At 71.1% G+C, this 17825-nt stretch carries 19 protein-coding genes; 11 read left to right on the top strand and 8 right to left on the bottom strand.

Annotated elements, in window-relative coordinates:
* The first annotated feature begins 35 nt into the window (after positions 1–35).
* On the top strand, positions 36–770 hold the full coding sequence (locus tag ACT26F_RS11395; protein ID WP_471670650.1) for a hypothetical protein: 735 nt from the start codon (positions 36–38) through the stop codon (positions 768–770).
* Between the two features lies 1 nt (position 771).
* Here ACT26F_RS11395 and disA read toward each other — a convergent pair whose 3' ends face one another.
* Genes disA through ACT26F_RS11370 form a run of 5 tightly spaced genes read right to left on the bottom strand, consistent with a single transcriptional unit; the run spans position 772 to position 5667 of the window.
* Positions 772–1833 carry a DNA integrity scanning diadenylate cyclase DisA gene (gene disA, locus ACT26F_RS11390; protein WP_471670649.1) on the bottom strand — a complete coding sequence of 354 codons (1062 nt, stop codon included), beginning with the start codon at positions 1831–1833 and terminating at the stop codon, positions 772–774.
* 43 nt (positions 1834–1876) lie between these two features.
* On the bottom strand, positions 1877–3223 hold the full coding sequence (radA, locus tag ACT26F_RS11385; protein WP_471670648.1) for a DNA repair protein RadA: 1347 nt from the start codon (positions 3221–3223) through the stop codon (positions 1877–1879).
* Between the two features lie 30 nt (positions 3224–3253).
* A complete protein-coding gene (locus ACT26F_RS11380; RefSeq protein WP_471670647.1) occupies positions 3254–4204 on the bottom strand; it encodes an LLM class F420-dependent oxidoreductase in 951 nt (316 codons plus the stop codon).
* A 40-nt stretch (positions 4205–4244) separates the two neighbouring features.
* Positions 4245–4883: a VOC family protein gene (locus ACT26F_RS11375; protein WP_471670646.1), complete on the bottom strand. Its 639-nt coding sequence runs from the start codon at positions 4881–4883 to the stop codon at positions 4245–4247.
* A gap of 46 nt (positions 4884–4929) precedes the next feature.
* The gene (locus ACT26F_RS11370; protein ID WP_471670645.1) at positions 4930–5667 is read right to left on the bottom strand and encodes a DUF3109 family protein; all 738 of its coding nucleotides are present in this window, start codon (positions 5665–5667) and stop codon (positions 4930–4932) included.
* Between the two features lie 91 nt (positions 5668–5758).
* Between ACT26F_RS11370 and ACT26F_RS11365 the strand changes: the two genes are divergently transcribed.
* From ACT26F_RS11365 to ACT26F_RS11355, 3 genes are read left to right on the top strand one after another with little or no spacing between them, the layout of a single operon-like run.
* A complete protein-coding gene (locus ACT26F_RS11365) occupies positions 5759–6745 on the top strand; it encodes an SGNH hydrolase domain-containing protein (RefSeq protein WP_471670644.1) in 987 nt (328 codons plus the stop codon).
* A gap of 48 nt (positions 6746–6793) precedes the next feature.
* Complete coding sequence (locus tag ACT26F_RS11360) at positions 6794–7705, top strand: Ppx/GppA phosphatase family protein (protein ID WP_471670643.1); 912 nt, start codon at positions 6794–6796, stop codon at positions 7703–7705.
* A gap of 37 nt (positions 7706–7742) precedes the next feature.
* A complete protein-coding gene (locus ACT26F_RS11355) occupies positions 7743–8537 on the top strand; it encodes a sugar phosphate isomerase/epimerase family protein (protein ID WP_471670642.1) in 795 nt (264 codons plus the stop codon).
* Positions 8538–8543: 6 nt separating this feature from the next.
* Here the strand turns inward: ACT26F_RS11355 and ACT26F_RS11350 are convergent, their stop codons facing one another.
* Both ACT26F_RS11350 and ACT26F_RS11345 read right to left on the bottom strand, forming a co-directional pair.
* Positions 8544–8891, bottom strand: coding sequence for a VOC family protein (locus ACT26F_RS11350; protein WP_471670641.1), 348 nt, complete (start codon positions 8889–8891; stop codon positions 8544–8546).
* Entirely contained in the window at positions 8888–9838 is a 951-nt protein-coding gene (locus ACT26F_RS11345) for a bile acid:sodium symporter family protein (RefSeq protein ID WP_471670640.1), read from the bottom strand. Before ACT26F_RS11345 ends, ACT26F_RS11350 begins: the two co-directional genes overlap by 4 nt.
* 72 nt (positions 9839–9910) lie before the next feature.
* Here ACT26F_RS11345 and ACT26F_RS11340 point away from each other — a divergent pair, with 72 nt between their 5' ends.
* The 7 genes from ACT26F_RS11340 (at position 9911) to ACT26F_RS11310 (ending at position 15366) form a co-directional block, all read left to right on the top strand.
* Positions 9911–10468 (top strand): LOG family protein, encoded by a 558-nt coding sequence (locus tag ACT26F_RS11340; RefSeq protein WP_471670639.1) that lies wholly within the window; start codon positions 9911–9913, stop codon positions 10466–10468.
* Between the two features lie 48 nt (positions 10469–10516).
* Entirely contained in the window at positions 10517–11299 is a 783-nt protein-coding gene (gene proC / locus ACT26F_RS11335; RefSeq protein ID WP_471670638.1) for a pyrroline-5-carboxylate reductase, read from the top strand.
* 5 nt (positions 11300–11304) lie between these two features.
* Positions 11305–12480, top strand: coding sequence for an acetoin utilization protein AcuC (locus ACT26F_RS11330; RefSeq protein WP_471670637.1), 1176 nt, complete (start codon positions 11305–11307; stop codon positions 12478–12480).
* A 169-nt stretch (positions 12481–12649) separates the two neighbouring features.
* Positions 12650–12835, top strand: a complete 186-nt coding sequence (locus ACT26F_RS11325; protein ID WP_471670636.1) for a helix-turn-helix domain-containing protein — start codon at positions 12650–12652, stop codon at positions 12833–12835.
* Between the two features lie 126 nt (positions 12836–12961).
* The gene (locus ACT26F_RS11320; RefSeq protein ID WP_019143756.1) at positions 12962–13063 is read left to right on the top strand and encodes a 30S ribosomal protein bS22; all 102 of its coding nucleotides are present in this window, start codon (positions 12962–12964) and stop codon (positions 13061–13063) included.
* Positions 13064–13066: 3 nt separating this feature from the next.
* Positions 13067–14041 carry an NAD-dependent epimerase/dehydratase family protein gene (locus ACT26F_RS11315; protein ID WP_471670635.1) on the top strand — a complete coding sequence of 325 codons (975 nt, stop codon included), beginning with the start codon at positions 13067–13069 and terminating at the stop codon, positions 14039–14041.
* On the top strand, positions 14038–15366 hold the full coding sequence (locus ACT26F_RS11310; RefSeq protein WP_471670634.1) for a lysophospholipid acyltransferase family protein: 1329 nt from the start codon (positions 14038–14040) through the stop codon (positions 15364–15366). The genes ACT26F_RS11315 and ACT26F_RS11310 overlap by 4 nt, the downstream gene beginning before the upstream one ends.
* Before the next feature lie 76 nt (positions 15367–15442).
* Here ACT26F_RS11310 and ACT26F_RS11305 read toward each other — a convergent pair whose 3' ends face one another.
* Positions 15443–17761 (bottom strand): MMPL family transporter, encoded by a 2319-nt coding sequence (locus ACT26F_RS11305; protein ID WP_471670633.1) that lies wholly within the window; start codon positions 17759–17761, stop codon positions 15443–15445.
* Positions 17762–17825 lie beyond the last annotated feature (64 nt).

Genomic DNA, 17825 nt, shown 5'->3' with positions numbered 1-17825 from the left:
CCTATTCCGCCGTCGCCCGCAGATACCGTGGGCCGGTGAGCTCACCGCACGGCAGGGGGCACGTCGGCCGAGACGTGTACTGGCGCCGTCGGCTGCTCGCCCTCGCCGCGCTCATCGCGGTGGCCTGGGTGGTCGTGAAGGTCGTCGGGGCACTCGGCGACGACGAGCCGGCCACCACGCCGACGCCGGAGACGGCATCGGCCACGCCCTCGGCCTCCTCCACCACGCCCACGACCACCGCACCGCCGGCCGACCAGGTCACGGTGGCGCTGCAGACCTCGGCCGCGAAGTGCGATGCCGAGAACCTGCGGATCGTGCCCTCGGTGCCTGCCGGACAGCGCAGTGGCGGCCCGGTCGCCGTCGATCTCATGATCACGACCCTCGACGGCAAGCCCTGCACCTTCCAGCCGAGCAACGACGACCTGCTCGTCGTGGTCGACACGTCACGCGCGCCCGTCTACGACTCGTCGGTGTGCCGCGCCGCGTTCTTCGACGACCCCGTCGCCGTCGCCGCGGGCTGGGGCACGGTCGCCCGCGTCCAGTGGTCGGGTCGCGGGTCGGGCACGGGCTGCGGCTCGGGCGAGGGCTACGCGCCCCCGGGGAGGTACACGTTCAAGATCGGCACGTACGGCGGCGAGCCCGGCGAGGTGAGGTTCGCGCTCGCGCAGGCCGCCCCGAAGCCGAAGCCCACCACGCCCACGACCGGCGCAACGGGTTCGGCGAAGGCATCGCCCTCGGCCACGCCGCAGAGCGCCTCGCCGCGGGAATGACTCAGACGTAGCGTTCGAGGATCGAGGACTCGGCGAGTCGCGAGAGTCCGTCGCGGACGCCGCGGGCCCGCAGGTCGCCGACCCCCTCGACCGCCTGCAGGTCGTCGAGGCTGGCCCCGAGCAGGCGCTGCAGGGTGCCGAAGTGGGCGATGAGCCGCTCGACGACGGGTGCGGGCAGCCGGGGGATGCGCGCCAGCAGGCGGTATCCGTGCGGCGAGACCGATGCGTCGAGGGAATTGCCGTCGCCGATCTGCAGTGCCGACGCGACCGTCCCCAGGTCGAGCACCTCCTGCGACTCCAGGATGGTGAGCGACGACAGCACCGTCTCGGCGCGGTCGTCCGAGCCCGCCGGCAGGTAGTCGCGGACGACGAGGGTGCGCTCGGCGTCGACGCCGCCGACGAGCTCGTTCAGCTGCAGCGAGAGCAGCCGGCCGTCGCTGCCCAGCTCGAGGACGTACGTCTCGATCTCGTCGGAGATGCGGCGCACCATCTCGAGCCGCTGGGCGACCGCGGCGACGTCGCGCACCGTGACGAGGTCCTCGACCTCGAGCGCCGACAGCGCGTCGGAGACCTCGTCGAGTCGGGTGCGGTAGCGCTCGAGCGTCTGCAGGGCCTGGTTGGCGCGGCTGACGACGGCGGTCGGCTCCTCGAGCACGTAGCGGACCTCGCCGAGGTAGAGCGCGATCGTGTGCATCGACGCCGACACCGAGATCACCGGGATGCCGGTCTGGCGGGCGACCCGCTCGGCGGTGCGGTGGCGGGTGCCGGACTCGCTCGTCGGGATCGACGGGTCGGGCATCAGGTGCACGCCGGCGCGGACGATCCGGGAGGCGGACGAGTCGAGGATGATCGCGCCGTCCATCTTCGCGAGCTCGCGCAGGCCGGTGGACGTGAACGGCACGTCCAGGGTGAAGCCGCCGGTGGAGATCGAGTCGACGATGCGGTCCTGACCGATCACGATGAGCGCGCCGGTGCGGCCGCGCATGATGCGCTCGAGGCCCTCACGCAGCAGGGTTCCGGGCGCGACGGAGGTCAACGTCGTGCGCAGGTCGGGCACCGCCACGGTCAGCCTCTCTCTCGGTCGCGCTCATCCTAGCCATCGGGCACTACGGCAGGGCGCGCAGCGCGGAGGCGAGGTCGGCGGCGCGCAGCACGCGCAGCCCGAGGCGGCTGAGATCCTCGGGTCCGGCGGGCACGATCGCATGCGTGAAGCCGATCCGGGCGGCCTCACGCAGTCGGGCCTCGAGGCCGCGCACCGGGCGCACCTCGCCGGCCAGGCCCACCTCGCCGATCGCGACGAGACCGGCCGGCAGGGGTGACTCGCCGGCGGCCGAGATGACGGCCAGCGCGACCGCCAGGTCGACGGCCGGCTCGTGCAGGCGCGCGCCGCCGACCGACGCGGTGTAGACGTCGTGGCTGCCCAGCGCGACGCCCGTCTTGGTGAGCACCGCGAGCAGCATCGCGACCCGCGACGAGTCGAGCCCGCTCGAGGACCGACGCGGTGATGGCGTCGTGGCCGCGACGGTGAGCGCCTGGACCTCGGCGAGCAGCGGTCGGCGGCCCTCCATCGTGACGGTGACGCACGTGCCGGGCACGGGCGACTCGTGCCGCGACACGAACAGCCCGGTGGGATCGGGGACCTCGACGATGCCCGCGTCGACAAGGTCGAAGCAGCCGATCTCGTCGACGGGGCCGAAGCGGTTCTTCGTGGCGCGCAGCAGCCGGAGCCGGCTGGCCCGGTCACCCTCGAACTGCAGGACGACGTCGACGAGGTGCTCGAGCACGCGCGGTCCGGCGACCGATCCGTCCTTCGTGACGTGACCGACGAGCAGCGTCGCGATGCCCTCGGCCTTGGCCCGTCCGATCACGGTGGCGGCGACCTCGCGGACCTGGGTGACGCCGCCGGGCACGCCCTCGACGCTGGCGGAGCCGATCGTCTGGACGGAGTCGACGATCAGCAGACTGGGCTTGACCGTGTCGATGTGGGTGAGCAGGCCGCCGAGATCGGTCTCGGCGGCGAGGTACAGCTCGTCGGTGACCGCCCCGGTGCGCTCGGCGCGCAGACGCACCTGCGCGGCCGACTCCTCGCCGGACACGTAGAGCGTGCGCCGACCGGAGCGGGCCCAGCGCGCGGCCACCTCGAGCAGCAGCGTCGACTTGCCGACGCCCGGCTCGCCCGCCATCAACATCACGGCGCCGGGCACGACCCCGCCGCCGAGGACCCGGTCGAGCTCGGCGATTCCCGAGCCCACCGCCGCGGCCTCGGTCGCGGTGACCTCGCCGATCGGCACGGCGGGACTGGACACCGGCGCGGCGGCCGTGCGGCCCGTGCGGCTGCCGCCCGCGACGTCGACGGTGCCCCACGCCTGGCACTCGCCGCAGCGGCCCGTCCACTTCGCGGTCGTCCAACCGCATTCGGCGCAGACGTAGGCGACAGCGGTCTTCGGCGGCATGGGCCCAGCCTAGGCAGCCGGGCCGACAGTTCAGCCCACCACGCGCGCGAGCGTCTCACCCAGCAGCGCGACCCGTCCGGGGACGTGCCCGTTCGCCGGTGCGTTGACGGTGAAGCCGTCGATGCCCGGGACGAGGAGCGCCGAGAGCCGCTCGGCCACCTCGTCGGGGTCGCCGACGACCGTCGAGGAGCGCCGGGGCAGCGACTCGGGCGTGCGCTCCAGGTAGGCCTCCAGGTCGGCGACGGCCTCGTCGTGGGTGGGCGCGATGCACGCCGACGCCTGCAGCGTCACGGTGATCTCGGAGCGGTCGCGGCCGAGGCGCTCGCAGTGTCCCGCGAGGGCGTCGAGCTTGCGATCGATCTCGTCCGGGGCGCAGATCAGGTTCGACTCGTCGGCGTACTGGGCGACCATCCGCAGGGTCTTCTTCTCACCACCGCCACCGATCATGACGGGGATGCGCGACAGCGGAGCGGGCACGTTCAGCGCCTCGTGGACCTGGTACCACTTCCCGTCGAGGCTCGGCTTCTCGCCGCGCAGCATGCCGAGCACGATCTGCAGCGACTCCTCGAGCTTCTCGAACCGGTCGGTGAACGTGCCGAACTCGAAGCCGAGGGACTCGTGCTCGAGCTCGAACCAGCCGGCGCCGATGCCGAGCTGGGCACGCCCGCCGGAGACGACGTCCAGCGCCGTCACGATCTTGGCCAGCAGCGTGGGATGGCGGTACGTGTTGCCGGTGACGAGCGCCCCGAGCCGCACGCGCTCGGTGTGCTGCGCCAGCGCGGACAGCAGCGTGTAGCACTCGATCATCTCGTGGTCGGTGGGACCGAGCAGCGGGAGTTGGTAGAAGTGGTCCATCACGAGGACCGTGTCGAAGCCGGAGTCCTCCGCCTCGACGGCCTGCGCGACGATCGTCGCGAACAGCCGGTCGGCGGGGACGTCGGGATAGGTGAAGTTCGGGATCTGATAGCCGAGTCGGGTCACGCCCCGACGCTACGCCGCTCCCGGTCGCCGCGCCCGTCCGTCAGAGCCGGACGGGGCCGTTCGGGGTGTCGAACTCGACCGAGAGGATGCCCGGAGCACCGTGCGGGGCGGTCCAGCGGACCTCGATGTCCTCGATGCCGCCGATCGGTCCCTCGCCGAGCCAGTCGGTGAGTCGGTCGGGGCTGCCCGCGATGTCGACGGCCGTGATCGTGATCTCGGACTCCGCCATCTGCGACGGGTGCTCCTCGTCCGGAACCTCCCACTTCACGAAGTACGGCAGCTGCGGATCGCTGCGCATGCCGTGGATGCCGATCTGCTTCCACGTGAGGTTGTGGCCGTCGGGTCGGTGCCGGTTGCCGGGCACCGCGTGGCGTCCGATCCGGTGCTCGACGGGCTCGATGTCGTCGACGGAGACACACCAGCCCAGCCAGCCGCCACCCAGCTCGGACCGGGCCTTCACGGCCTGACCGAAGGGTGCCTTGTCGGACGCGGGGTGCTCGAGCGCCTCCACGACTTCGATGTACTGCCGGTTCTTCAGCGGCAGGATCATGTTGTTGGTGCCGAAGCGCGGATGGATGCCACCCGCCAGGAAGACCGCGCCGAACTTGTCGCTCAACTCGGTCGTCGTCGCGATGAGGCCGGCCGGGCCGACCGCGAACGAGAGGTGGTCGAGGTGCATAGGGCATTGTTGCCCGTCGCCTCGGCGGGGCTGAGATCAGGGTCGCCTATGCATCCGCGGGGTGCGGTACGGGGCGGCCGGCCGCGACGAATCGTTCGCAGTGCCCGGCCAGTTCCGCGTACGCCGCCTCGCCCATGAGCGCGGTCAGTTCGGCGCGGTTGGAGAGGTAGACGGGCTCGGGACCGACGTGCGCCTCGGTGTTGGACGAGCAGTACCAGTCGAGGTCGGCGCCGCCGGGTCCCCAGCCGGCGCGGGTGTACTCGCCGATGCGGATCTCGGTGTAGGTCGAGCCGTCGCCCGGGTCGACCTCGCGGAACTCACGGCGCAGCGGCAGCTGCCAGCAGACGTCGGGCTTGACGGTGTGCGGCTCGATCCCGATGTCCAGCGCATGCGCGTGCAGGGCACAGCCGTAGCCGCCCGGGAAGTCGGCGGAGTTGTGGAAGATGCACGCCCCCTCGGCGACCCGCGTCTTCAGCTCGCCGTCCTCGTCGCGCTCGGTCCAGCCCTCCGCATGGCCGAGGTCGTGCAGCTGCCACTGCGTCGGGTCGAGCTCGGCGACGATCGCGGCCACCCGGTCGTGGTCCTCGTCGTCGCTGAAGTGCGCTCCCAGCGTGCAGCAGCCGGTGTCGGGGGAGGAGGCGTAGATGCCGCGGCAGCCGGCACCGAAGATGCACGTCCAGCGCGAGGTGAGCCACGTCAGGTCGCAGCGGAACACCTCGCTGGCGTCATCGGGGTTCGCGAACTCGACGAACGAGCGGGGGAAACCCAGGTCGACCTCGGCCACCATCACAGGTTAGGTCACCGGCGGTCGCCTCGTAGTCTGGAGCGTGATGGGTGACGGACGTCGGGGATCGAGGTCACGGTGGGCGCTGGCCGTGACCGTGGTCGTCGCGGCCGTCCTCATCGACGGGATCGCGTGGTTCGGGGTGCCGGAGCGGGCGCTCGTCCGGGTCGGTGCCGCCACCGAGCCCACGGTCACCGCCACGGCCGACCCGGTCGCGCAGGAGGTCCGGCGCATGCAGGCCGAGCTGATCTCCGAGGAGCCCGAGTGCTTCGGCGCCGCGGCGATGGCGCAGGACGGGTGCGACGGTCCGGGCGCCCCGAGCTCCCGCGGTGCGACCTCCGCAGTCGGGGACTTCGACTCGTTCCCGCAGTGCTACTCGCGCCCCCACGAGTCGCAGTTGAGGGTGTGCGACCTCGGCGCGACCGCGGATGCCCCACGGGTCCTGGTCCTGGGCGACTCGCACGCCCGCGTGCTGCTCGGCGCGTTCCAGCGGCTGGCCGGGCACGGCGCGCTGTCGGTCTCTGCCGCGGTCAAGGCCAGTTGCGCCTGGAGCACGCTGCCGCTCAGCGCCCGGGATCCCGAGCGGCGCGAACGCTGCCGGCAGTGGCGCGAGAACCTGACGGCCTGGCTCGAGCGGCACGCGGCGGACTACGACCTCGTCGTGACGACCGCCTACGCCGGACGGATGGTCGGCACGGAGCAGGAGAAGGTCGACGCGCTCGTCGAGGCGTGGGCGCCGGTCGCCCGTGCGGGCGTCCCGATCGTCGCGCTGCGTGACAACCCGAGCTGGCCGAAGGACCCGTCCGGGTGCCTCGCCGACCGGGACGCGGCGGCGCAGTGCAGCCTGCGAAGGTCGGTCGGCCTGCGCCTCTTCGACGCGTTCGAGCAGGCGGCGAAGCGCGTTCCCGACGCACACTTCGTCGACCTGACCCGCCTCTACTGCGGTGCCGCGCAGTGCCCCGCGGTGATCGGGGGAGTCTCGGTGTACCGCAACGACGACCACGTGTCCGCGACCTACGCGGCGACGCTCGCACCGTGGATCCTCGGCGAGCTCGGCGAGCGTGGCCTGATCGGCTGAAACCGTCGTCCGGGCGTGGGCCACGGGATCGGATGTCACACTGAAGGCATGCGCATCGGCGTCCTGGACATCGGTTCGAACACCGGCCACCTGCTCATCGTCGACGCCTTCCGGGGCGGCCCGCCGGTCCCGGCGCACTCGTTCAGCGAGCCACTGCGCCTGGCCGAATACCTCGATGCGGACGGCGTCGTGTCGCCCGAGGGCATCGACCGTCTCGTGAAGTACGTCGTCGAGGCGAAGTCGCAGGCCGAGGACAAGGGAGCCGAGCGGGTGATCGCCTTCGCGACCTCCGCCGTGCGCGACTCGGCGAACGCCGAGGAGGTCATCCGCCGGGTCAACGACGTCAGCGGGATGGACCTGCAGGTCCTGCCCGGCGAGGACGAGGCCCGGCTCACCTTCCTGGCCGTGCGCCGCTGGTTCGGCTGGTCGGCCGGGCGGCTCGGCGTCTTCGACATCGGCGGTGGCTCGCTGGAGCTGGCGGTCGGCTCCGACGAGGAGCCGGACGTCGCGGTCTCCCTGCCCCTGGGCGCCGGGAGGCTGACCCGCGAGTGGCTCGACCGGGGCCTGGGCCACGACGACCTGCGCCGTGAGATCCGCCGGGAGATCGGCGCCGTCGCCGGCCCGCTGCTCCGGCACGAGGGATTCCACCGCGCCGTGGCGACGAGCAAGACGTTCCGCTCGCTCGCCCGCATGTGCGGCGCCGCGCCCTCCGGGGACGGGCCGTTCGTGCGCCGGGAGCTGACGCTGTCCGACCTCTCCCGCCTGGCGCAGGACCTGCGCGCCGCCACGGACGAGCAGATCGCCAAGATGCCCGGGGTCTCCGCGACCCGCGCACACCAGATGCGCGCCGGTGCCCTCGTCGCGGAGGCGACGATGGACCTGTTCGGCCTCGAGACGCTCGAGATCTGTCCGTGGGCGCTGCGCGAGGGCGTCCTGATCGAGTACCTGGACCACCTGTGACGGACGCGTCACCCGCCCCCGTCCTACGCTGGGAACCGTGAGCGTGCCCTCCGGACAGCCGATGGTCTCGCTGTCCACGTCGTCGGTGTACCCCGAGGGCACGGCAGCGGGGTTCGCCGCCGCCGCCCGCCTGGGCTACGACGGCGTCGAGGTGATGGTCGGCATCGACGACGTCAGCGCCGACACCACCGCCGTCATGGCGCTCTCGCGAGCACACGGGATGCCGATCGTGTCGATCCACGCCCCGTGCCTGCTCGTGACGCAGCGCGTGTGGGGGACCGACCACTGGGGCAAGCTGCACCGCAGCGCGGAGATGGCCCTGGACGTCGGCGCCGACACCGTCGTCGTCCACCCGCCGTTCCGCTGGCAGCGCGAGTACGCGCGCGGCTTCGTCGAGGGCATCGCCCATCTCGAGGAGCAGTACGACGTCGCCTTCGCGGTCGAGAACATGTACCCGTGGCGCACCGGGAACCGCGAGTTCCAGGCCTACGCGCCCGGCTGGGACCCGCTGCCGTTCGGGTACGAGCACGTCACGGTCGACTTCTCGCACGCGGCGACGTCGCGGATCGACTCGCTGCAGATGATCCGCGACCTCGGCGATCGCCTGACCCACATCCACCTCACCGACGGCATGGGGTCGATCAAGGACGAGCACCTCATCCCCGGCCGGGGGACGCAGGGTGTCGACAAGATCCTCGGCCACCTCGCCGACGAGGGCTTCGCGGGGCACGTCGTGGTCGAGGTCAACACGCGCAAGGCCGTCGACCGCGACTCGGACCTGCTCGAGGCGCTGGCCTTCGCGCGCCTGCACCTGGCGCCGACACCCGTCTGAGCCGCGTCAGGAGCGCTGGGCGACGCAGAACTCGTTGCCGGCCGGATCGGTCAGGGTCACCCATCGGAAGTTCTCGTCGCCGCGCTCGGCGACGAGGCCGGCGCCCGCGGCGCGCAGCCGATCGACCTCGGCGGTGAGATCGTCGGTGAGCACGTCCAGGTGCAGCCGGTTCTTGCCCGGCGTCGGCTCCTCGACCTTCTGGAACGCGAGCGTCGGGCTGTCGGGGACGGAGACGATGACGTACCAGCCGTCGTTCTCCTCGGTGATGGTGCCGCCCGTCTGCTCGGCCCACCAGGTGGCCAACGCCGTGGCGTCGGTCGTGTCGCACGTGATCATCGCTGGGGTGACGGTCATGGCTCCACGGTAGGAGCGTTCGCGGACAGTTTCGACGCGATGACCGAGCCGGCGATCAGCTGCAGCTGGTGGTACAGCATGAGCGGCAGGATCATGAGCGGGAACGTCGTGGCGGTGAACAGCACGCTGGCCATCGGCAGCCCGGCCGCGAGCGACTTGTTCGTGCCGCAGAAGTACATCGCGATGCGCGCGCCCCGGTCGAACGGGCGGCCCATCAGCCAGCACCACCCCGATGCCGCCACGAGCAGGCCCGCGCACGCGACGACCACGACGACGGCGTCAGTCCAGCGCAGCAGGTGCCACACGTCGGCGTTCGTACCGCGGCTGAAGCCCGCGTAGACCACCAGCAGGACGGTCGACCGGTCGAAGCGGCGCAGGCCGGCGTCGTGGCGCACGAGCCACGGACGCAGCCAACGCCGGGAGGCCTGTCCGACGAGGAACGGCAGCAGCAGCAGACTGAAGATCCTGACGACCGCCGAGGTGTCGACGTGCGCGGTCCCGCCGAGCAGCGACGCCACCAGCAGCGGCGTCAGGAAGACCCCGAGCAGGCTGGACGCCGACGCGGCGACCACCGCGATCGCGCTGTTCCCGCCGGCGATGCCGGTGAACGCGACGGACGACTGCACGGTCGTGGGAACGAGGGTCAGGAAGATCAGCGCGGACAACAGGTGGTCCGAGATGATCCCCGGCGCCAGCGGCGAGAGGGCCAGACCCGCGAGCGGGAACACCACGAACGTCGACACGACGATGAGGAGGTGGACCCGCCAGACCTTGAGTCCGTCCCACACCTGGGCCGTCGACAGGCGTGCGCCGTAGAGGAAGAACAACGCCACGATGCCGATCTGGGTCAGCAGGAACACGATGTCCATCGCCGTGCCCTGCGCGGGCAGCACGATGCCGAGCCCGGCCAGGGCCAGCATCATCACGATGAACGGGTCGACGCGCACCGGCCCACCGTAGTCGTGGCGACTTTTCCCGTCCGACATCGGCGCGTCACGTCCCGGTGCGAGGCTGGGGGTATGAACGAGTCGAAGGTCCGGGCCGTCTGCGTGTTCTGCGGGGCCCGCACGGGGCAACGACCCGAGTACGTCGAGGCGGGCGCCGAACTCGGATCGGCGCTCGCGTCGGCCGGCGTCGACCTCGTGTTCGGCGCGGGCGGCATCGGGATCATGGGCGCCGTCGCTCAGGCCGCGCTCGCCGGCGGCGGTCACGTCGCGGGGGTCATCCCGCAGGCGCTGCTCGAGCGCGAGGACGGCAACGCCGACCTGCCCGAGCTGCACGTCGTCGACACGATGCACGAGCGCAAGGCACTCATGCACGAGCTGTCCGACGCGTTCGTCGTGCTGCCCGGTGGGCTCGGCACGTACGAGGAGTTCTTCGAGATCCTCACGTGGCGCCAGCTGGGGTTCCACGACAAGCCGATCGTCGTCGTCGACATCGCCGGCTACTTCGCCCCGTTGCGCGGGATCGTCGCGCACGGCGTCTCGGAGGGCTTCGTCAGCGCGCGGGACGAGGACCTCGTCACGATCGTGGAGTCCGTCGCCGAGGCGCTCGCAGTCCTCGGCATCGCGGACTGACGCCGGGCCGCCCCCTGTGGCGGACCTCACGCCAATTACGCTCGACCCATGAGGATCGCGGTGGTCGGCGGAGGCGTCATGGGTGGCACGCTCGCGACGGCGATGGCGAACGCCGGGCATGACGACCTCGTCGTGGTCGAGAAGTCCGCCGAGCGCCGTTCCGAGCTGGAGCAGCTGGGATTCGAGGTCGCCGGTGACCTCGGTGCCGTCGCCGGTGCCGATGTCGTGCTCCTCGTCACGAAGCCCCAGGACGTACCCGCCGTGATCGCCGACCTGGCCGAGGCCGTCGAGCCGGACGCGACCGTCGTGTCGCTGGCCGCGGGGGTCCGCACCGCGACGATCGAGGCGGCGCTGCCCGACTCCGTGTCTGTCGTGCGCGCGATGCCGAACACGCCCGCGCTGATCGGTCTCGGCATGTTCGGCGTCTCGCCCGGCACCGGTGTCCCCGCCGAACGGCTCGATGCCGTCGTCGACCTGCTCGGCACCGGTGGTGAGGTCGTCGTCGTCGACGAGTCCCACCAGGACGCCGTCACGGCGGTGTCCGGTTCCGGGCCCGCCTACGTGTTCCACCTCGCCGAGCACATGATCGCGGCCGGGGTCGCGGAGGGACTCGATCCCGACGATGCCCGGGCCCTCGCGGTGCAGACGCTCGTGGGCGCCTCGGCACTGCTGGCGCAGTCGCACGACACGCCCGAGGAGCTGCGCCGCCGCGTCACGTCGCCGAACGGCACCACGCATGCCGCGATCACGACGTTCGACGAGCGAGGGGTCGGGGAGGGGATCCGCGCCGGCATCCACGCCGCGGCCGTTCGCTCGGCGGAACTAGGCTGACGAGCATGGACGATCGCGCCGCGGTGGTGTTCGACGAACACCTGACCGACTACGACTTCGGGCCGTCGCACCCGATGGCGCCCGTCCGCGTCAAGCTCACGATGGCCCTGGCCGACGAGCTCGGCGTGCTCGACCGACTCGACGTCGTCAAGGCCCGCCCGGCGACGGAGCACGAGCTGCTCGGCGTGCACACCCCGGACTACATCGAGCGTGTCATCAACCTGAGCAGGCATCCCACGCACAGCGACCCGGCGCACGGACTGGGCACCGAGGACAACCCCGTGTTCGAGGGCATGCACGAGGCCAGCGCCCTCATCGCCGGCGCCAGCATCGAGGCGGCGCGGCTCGTGTGGACCGGTGAGCGCACGCGCGCGATCAACGTCAGCGGCGGCCTGCACCACGCGATGCCCGGTCGGGCGAGCGGCTTCTGCGTCTACAACGACGTCGCGATGGGGATTCGCTGGCTGCTGGAGAACGGCGCGAAGAAGGTCGTCTACATCGACGTCGACGCCCACCACGGCGACGGTGTGCAGGCGATCTTCTACCACGACCCCCGGGTGCTGACGATCTCCCTGCACGAGTCCCCGCAGACCCTGTTCCCCGGGACGGGCTACTCCACCGAGATCGGCGCCGAGGGTGCCGAGGGCTCGGCGGTCAACGTGCCGCTGCCGCCGGGCACGTCGGACGCCGGCTGGCTGCGCGCGTTCCACGCCGTCGTGCCGCCGATCGTGCGTGAGTTCGCGCCCGACATCATCGTCAGCCAGCACGGCTGCGACTCCCACATGGACGACCCGCTGACCAACCTCATGCTCAGCGTCGACGGGCAGCGTGCCTCCTACCTCGCGGTCCGCGACCTCGCGGAGGAGATCACGGCCGGCAAGTGGATCGCCACCGGCGGCGGTGGCTACGCGGTCGTCGACGTCGTGCCGCGCGCGTGGGCGCACCTGCTCGCGATCGTCGGTGGGCTGCCGCTCGACCCCGACACGCCCACCCCCGAGGGCTGGCGGCACGAGGTCGAGCGACTGCGCGGCCAGCCTGCTCCGTCGCGCATGACGGACGGCCGGCGGGCGCTCTACCGCCGGTGGGAGGACGGCTACGACCCCGCGTCGTGGCTCGACCGCTCGATCCAGGCGACCCGCACCGAGACGTTCCCGCTCATCGGTCTCGACCCCACGTATTGAGTCCGCTAGCAGGCAAAACGTGGCCTGCGACGCATTTCGTCAATTTGTTTTGGCGTTTCGTATTCACACGTGCCTCACGGACCACTACGCTTCCATCAAGCACGCGCGCTCACTCTCCGGTGGGGAAGCCGGAGAGCGCGCGTGCCCCTGCTGAGAATGGGGTGTGGAGATGACAGAGGGAACCCGTTTCATGACCGTGGCCGAGGTCGCGGACCAAATTCGTGTCTCGAAGATGACCGTGTACCGCTTGGTGCACTCCGGAGAGCTCGAGGCCGTGCGCGTCGGGCGTTCGTTCCGAGTGCCCGAGCACGCGGTCGAGGACCTGTTGAACAAGTCGTTCTACCAGGCCGGTTGATCGTTCGCTCGGCCTGCCACGGCAGGCCGAGCGGCGGATCGCCCACATTCTCGACCACGTGTGCGCGCGCTGGGTGCGATCGCCTAGGGTTGGTCTGTCCCGAGTCGTTCAGATCGAAGGTGAGTCGTGGGTTCTGTCATCAAGAAGCGCCGCAAGCGGATGTCGAAGAAGAAGCACCGCAAGATGCTCAAGCGCACGCGAGTGCAGCGTCGTCGTCTGGGCAAGTGACGCATGGCCGAGGTCGTCCTCGTCACGGGAGCGGCCACGCCAGGCGTGGCGCTCGCCGCGAGGCGGATAGCGGAGTCTGACGGCGTCAAGGTCGTCGCCGTCGACACCACGCTGCCCTCCGACGATCTCGGTCCCGTCAAGTTCGTGCGGGCCGACATTCGCACGCCCGTCATCGCGAAGGTTCTCGCGGTCGAGGGCGTCGACACCGTCGTCCACATGGACGTCGCCCCGATCCGACCTCGTGCCGGCGGAAGCGCCTCCAAGGAGATCAACGTCATCGGCACGATGCAGGTCCTCGCGGCCTGTCAGCGCTCCGACAGCGTTCGCCGGCTCGTCCTGACCTCGAGTTCTGCCGTCTACGGCACCTCGCCGCGCGATCCCGCGGTCTTCAAGGAGTCCGCCACCGCGCGTGGGGGCACCAAGACCGGATTCAGCAAGGACGTCGTCGAGGTCGAGTCCTACACGCGCGGGTTCGCCCGCCGTCGCCCCGACGTGTGCGTCACGACGCTGCGGATGGCGCCGTGGCTCTCGCCGCACTTCCAGACCGTTCTCGGCCAGTACTTCGCCAACCCGGTGCTCCCCGTGCCGATGGGATTCGACGCGCGACTGCAGCTGCTGCATCCCGACGACGCCTTCGCGGCCCTCGCGATGGCGGCCACCGCCGACCACCCGGGCACGTTCAACGTCGCCGGGGACGGCGTCCTCATGCTCACGCAGGCCGCCCGCATCCTGGGCAAGCCCACGCTGCCGTTGCCGCCCATCGGCTTCGGCTCGGTGCTGCGCCGAGCCGCCAGCTTCATGGGCTCGGACCTGACGCCCGGTGTCCACCGGCTGCTGACGTACGGCCGCGTCCTCGACACCACCTCGTTGCGCGCGATCTTCGGCTACAGCCCGGTGCACACGACCCGGGAGACCTTCGAGTGGTACGCCGAGACGTTGCGTCCGGGTCTGTTCCACGTCCTGGGGGTCACCCGATGAAGGACGATCTCAAGGGCATCGGCACGTCCGGCCGGGCCGGTCGCGGCAACGGCTCGACGTCGCCGTCGCGCGCCGCGCGGTCGCTCGCCAGCCCCGCCGCGAAGTCGCCGGCGAAGAAGGCCCCGGCGAAGAAGACCGCCCCGAAGGCCGCCGCGGCCCCCAAGACCAGCGCGAACAAGCCGCCCGCGACCACGCCGGTCGCGAAGAAGGCCCCGGCGAAGCCGGCGAGCGCGAAGAAGACCACCGCGACGAAGACCACCGCCAAGAAGACGAGCGCGAAGAAGGTCGCGGCCGAGAAGGTCGCCGAGCCGGTGGCGCCCGAGTCGGTCGACGAGACCACTGAGCCGCGGTCCGAGCCACAGCGCGAGCGTCACCTGCACGCCGTGCCCGACGACGGTGCCACGCACGACGAGCCGCCGCCGGAGGCCACCACCACCCTCGACCCGGACGACGTCGCCGCGGCGTTCGCCGAGGGAGCACGACGGCTGCTCGGCACCGACTGGCAGGCCAAGCTCACCGAGATCGGCGGCGTCCTGCTGCGCCGGTTCTCCGGCGGGTACCAGGTCGACGAGTTCGGCCTCGACGCCGAGGTGCTCGACGCGATGTCCAGCATCATCGAGCCGCTCGCGGAGGGCTGGTTCCGCCTGCAGGTCCGCGGCATCGAGAACATCCCGACTGACGGCGGCGCCCTGCTCGTCGCGAACCACTCCGGGACGATCCCGGTCGACGGGCTGATCACGGGCTACGCGGTGCGCAAGCACACGGGCCGCCCGATCCGTCCGCTCGGCGCCGACCTCGTGTTCCGGTTGCCGTACGTCGGGCAGATCGCCCGCAAGATGGGCGCCACCCTGGCCTGCGCCGAGGACGCCGAGCGGCTGCTGACCTCAGGCGAGCTCGCGGCCGTGTGGCCCGAGGGCTTCAAGGGCGTCGGCAAGCCGTTCAGCGAGCGGTACAAGCTGCAGCGCTTCGGACGCGGCGGCTTCGTCTCGGCGGCGTTGCGCGCGCAGGTGCCGATCGTGCCGGTCTCGATCGTCGGCGCGGAGGAGATCTACCCGCTGGTCGGCAACATCCCGTCGCTCGCGCGGCTGTTCGGGCTCCCGTACATCCCGATCACGCCGTTCTTCCCGCTGCTGGGCCCGCTCGGCCTGATCCCGCTGCCGAGCAAGTGGATCATCGAGTTCGGCGAGCCCGTCCGCACCGACGCGTACCCGCCCGAGGCCGCCGACGACCCGATGCTGCTGTTCAACGTGACCGACCAGGTCCGCGAGACGATCCAGCAGACGCTCTACAACCTTCTCGTCGAGCGCGGCAACCCCTTCATTTGAGCCGGCGAGAGCGCTGGCAGTGACGTTCGCGGGGCGACAGCGCTGATCCCGCCCCTCGAACGTCACGCTCAGCGGCTCACGCGTCCTGCTTCTCCGCGAGGCGCTTGAGCAGCTGGTCGCCCTCGATGTCGAGGTCGGGCAGGAGACGGTCGAGCCAGGCCGGCAGGCGCCAGGCGCGGTCGCCGAACATCGCCATGAGCGCCGGGACGAGCGTCATGCGGACGAGGAACGCGTCGATCGCGATGGCGATCGCGAGCGCGAAGCCGATCTGCTTGATCATCGGATCGCCGTTGAAGATGAAGCCGGCGAAGACCGAGATCATGATGATCGCCGCCGCCACGACGACGCGGCTCGAGTGGCTGAAGCCGTCGATCACGGACTCGCGCCCCTTCGTGCCGTGCACCCACGACTCGCGCATCGACGACACGAGGAACACCTGGTAGTCCATCGCCAGGCCGTACGCGATGCCGGTCACGAGGATCGGCAGCATCGCCATCACCGGACTGGTCGAGTCGAGCCCGAACAGTCCGTTCAGCCAACCCCACTGGAACACGGCCGTGGTCGCGCCCATCGTCGCCAGGATCGTCAGCAGGAAGCCGACGGTCGCCTTGACCGGCACGATCACCGAGCGGAAGACGATCGTCAGGACCACGAGCGAGAGCAGTACGACGATGCCGAGGTAGATCGGCATGACGTCGGACATCTTCTGCGCGATGTCGATGCCCATCGCGGTCTGGCCGGTCACGCCCAGGTCGATGTCGTACTGCGTCGAGTAGCCGTCGGCCTGGTCGCGCAGGGTGTGCACGAGGGCCTCGGTCGACTCCGACGTCGGGCCGCCCTCGGGGATCACCGAGACGAGCACCGTGCGGCCGTCCTCGCTCATGCCGGCCGCGGTGGCCGAGGCGACGCCGTCGGTCTGCGCGAGGTCCGCGACGATCTCCCCCGCGGACTGCTGGTCGACCGGCTGGTCCGACGGCGAGGACAGCACCACGAGCAGCGGCCCGTTCAGGCCCTCGCCGAAGGCGTCGCTGACCGCCTCGTAGGACTCGCGCTGGTCCGTGCCGGAGTTGTAGTTGTTGCCCGCGGGCAGGCCCAGCCGCATGTCCATGGCCGGGATCGCGACGACGAGCGTGGTCAGGACGACCGCACCGGCGGCCCACCAGCGGTTCTTCGAGATGAACGTCGCCCAGCGCCGCGCGGTGGCGTGGTCCTGGCCGTCCGCGGCCTTCTCGAGGTACTTCGCGCGGGCCTTCGGCGAGACGATCCGCTCGCCGACGAGGCCGAGCAGGGCCGGCAGCGCGGTGAGCGCCACGAGCACCGAGACCGCGACGGTGCCGGCGGCGATGAGCGCCATCGTCGTGAGCAGGCTGATGCCGATCACGGTGAGGGCGGCGAGCGCGATGATGACGGTCGTGCCGGCGAAGAACACGGCGCTGCCGGCGGTGCCGACGGCGCGGGCGGCGGCCTCGTGGGCCGTCAGGTCCTCGCGCATGATGAGGCGCCGCTGGCGGTTGACGATGAACAGGGCGTAGTCGATGCCGACGGCCAGGCCGAGCATGAGGCCGAGCACGATGCTCATCGATCCGAGGTCGTAGAAGTGGCCGAGGGCGTACGCACCGCCGACGCCCACGCCGACGCCGAGCAGCGCGGTTGCGAGGGGCAGTCCCGCGGCGACGACGGAGCCGAGCACGATGAACAGGACGACCGCGGCGATGGCGATGCCGACGATCTCACCGGCCCCGGCCACCTCGGGCACCTCCTGCAGGGTCGCGCCGGGCAGCACGTCGACACCGGTGCCCGCGAGGGGCTCCTTGGCCGCGTCGAGAAGGTCCTCGATGCCGCCGGTCGGCAGCTCGATGACCTGACCCTTGAACTGGAACTGGACCATCGCGACGCTGCCGTCGGCGGAAAGCGTCACGCCGGGCACGAGCTGACCGTCCACGGCCATCGGCACCGGCTGGTCGAGCTCCTGGCCCGCCTGCACGGCCGCGGCGGCCTGCTCGGCTGCCTGCACCATGGCTGCCGACTGCTCCTGTGCCGCCTGGTCCTGCGACGAGCCGGCCAGCTCGGCCGGGTTGACGACCTCGTCGTTGGCGTAGATCGACTGCACCGACTGGGCGACCGCACCGGCGAGCGTCTCGTCGAAGAACGTCGAGCCCTCCGGTGCGCGATAGATGATCTGTCCGGAGTCGCCGGCCGCGGCGGGCATCTCCTGCTCGAGCTGCTCGATGATCCGCATCGACTCGACGCCGTTGATCGTGACCTCGTTGCTCACCTTGGGTGCGTTGATCGCGAGGGAGCCGATGATGACGGCCAGCAGCACGAACCACGCGCCGAGGTAGCGGAACGGATGGGCGAACGCCGACCTGCCGAGCCGGTGGAGCAATGTGGACACGAGATTTCCTCACGATAAGTGATAGTCAACTCTCAAATCGTAGGATGGGTCACGCAACGAGCCA

The organism is Aeromicrobium sp. SP1, assembly GCF_055663785.1.
Note: the sequence above shows the minus strand (reverse complement) of the source record. Positions and strands in the feature narration are given on the sequence as shown.

What these genes read in the sequence shown, in the direction of transcription:
- ACT26F_RS11310 (WP_471670634.1), top strand. Translation starts at nt 14,038, where the DNA reads ATGAAGGACGATCTCAAGGGCATCGGCACGTCCGGCCGGGCCGGTCGC.
- ACT26F_RS11350 (WP_471670641.1), bottom strand. Translation starts at nt 8,891, where the DNA reads ATGACCGTCACCCCAGCGATGATCACGTGCGACACGACCGACGCCACG.
- ACT26F_RS11330 (WP_471670637.1), top strand. Translation starts at nt 11,305, where the DNA reads ATGGACGATCGCGCCGCGGTGGTGTTCGACGAACACCTGACCGACTAC.
- proC (WP_471670638.1), top strand. Translation starts at nt 10,517, where the DNA reads ATGAGGATCGCGGTGGTCGGCGGAGGCGTCATGGGTGGCACGCTCGCG.
- ACT26F_RS11360 (WP_471670643.1), top strand. Translation starts at nt 6,794, where the DNA reads ATGCGCATCGGCGTCCTGGACATCGGTTCGAACACCGGCCACCTGCTC.
- ACT26F_RS11340 (WP_471670639.1), top strand. Translation starts at nt 9,911, where the DNA reads ATGAACGAGTCGAAGGTCCGGGCCGTCTGCGTGTTCTGCGGGGCCCGC.
- ACT26F_RS11325 (WP_471670636.1), top strand. Translation starts at nt 12,650, where the DNA reads ATGACAGAGGGAACCCGTTTCATGACCGTGGCCGAGGTCGCGGACCAA.
- radA (WP_471670648.1), bottom strand. Translation starts at nt 3,223, where the DNA reads ATGCCGCCGAAGACCGCTGTCGCCTACGTCTGCGCCGAATGCGGTTGG.
- ACT26F_RS11375 (WP_471670646.1), bottom strand. Translation starts at nt 4,883, where the DNA reads ATGCACCTCGACCACCTCTCGTTCGCGGTCGGCCCGGCCGGCCTCATC.
- ACT26F_RS11315 (WP_471670635.1), top strand. Translation starts at nt 13,067, where the DNA reads ATGGCCGAGGTCGTCCTCGTCACGGGAGCGGCCACGCCAGGCGTGGCG.